We start from the raw sequence: 1,144 nt of genomic DNA on the forward strand, positions 1-1,144 counted from the left end.
ATTCGCGGGACACAGCGTGCCCGCTGTCAGGCAGAAACTCCACTTATCGCCTTGTTCAGATTCTTGAGGCCGGCTCTCACAACAACGTCCTGGCCAAAGCCGCATTGTTGGGCCGCGCGGTTTGGCTGGCGGGCTCGGCCAAACGCGCCTTCAGTCGATCCGATCGCTCACTCAGCCTCGCTGCTTTATCTGTCAATGCACCAACCCGTACGCCGGTTACGAGGTTGGTCCATATGTTCGACAAACATTCTAAATCGTCGGCCTGATCGCTCTTGAGCGCGAGTTGCTCAATCTCATTGTACAGGTCATTCACGGTATCGAAGTCGTCGAACCAAAAGAACGCGGTCCGTGCGCGTTGATATCTGATGCGAAGGCGCTGCTGTGCAGATCCCGCCTTCTCCGAGATCCGGCTGGCGCGGTCGAACAAACCTTCAATCTCCGCACGACTCAATTCGAGTTCGCGTGCGAGAATAGCGGCATTGAGGCAGTCTTCGGCGAGCTGGTACTCGACGCCAACGTAGCGGTCCTGATCGGCAATTTGCCTCTCTAACTCTTCAAGTTCTGCTCGCTTCCCCGAGTCACGCGGACCCGTTACCTTCTCCCTCGGAGCGGAAACATTGATATTGAGAGAGTCGATCGCCAAAGCAAAATGCTTCCGTTCGAAAACCTTCTCCACGATCCAACTACGATCGACTATTCGAACCGGTATGCCGAATGTCTTGGTAAGCTCGTCTTCCGTAGCCGCGCGATCTCGACCCTTGATGAATTGGCTTGAAAAGAAGTAGATCAGCGAATAGCCGCGCTTCGTCTCAGCAATCTTCTTAACGTCGGAGCGGACTTTTCCGCGCCAATCCTTCTTGGCGCTGAACGCGAATGCCCATCTCTCCGAAGCGGCACTTGGATTGCCTTCGTACCAGCGCTCCGCAACCTCCGACGCGACGGGATATGTTTCAGTGTCTACCTTGCTATCACCGCCGCCAGTAGGTCCAGTTTGAGGGATGAGGTTTGGGCAGATCTCCTTTTGCGCAAGCCGTCGGCAGAAGAGCTCAAAGGGTTTTTCGTCGCTCCGGCTTGCACCTGGCGAGCACCGTCCCATCAATCACATTCAGCGCTGCGAACAACGTGGTCGTCCCGTGGCGCTTGT

Annotated in this window: 1 protein-coding gene; it reads right to left on the bottom strand. The window is 55.9% G+C overall.

Features of this window, described 5'->3' with window-relative positions:
• Positions 1–76: 76 nt before the first annotated feature.
• Entirely contained in the window at positions 77–1,096 is a 1,020-nt protein-coding gene (locus AC5ZG5_RS46205) for a hypothetical protein (protein ID WP_456647258.1), read from the bottom strand.
• Positions 1,097–1,144: the final 48 nt, after the last annotated feature.

The sequence above is a fragment of the Bradyrhizobium sp. Ses1 genome, from assembly GCF_059512365.1.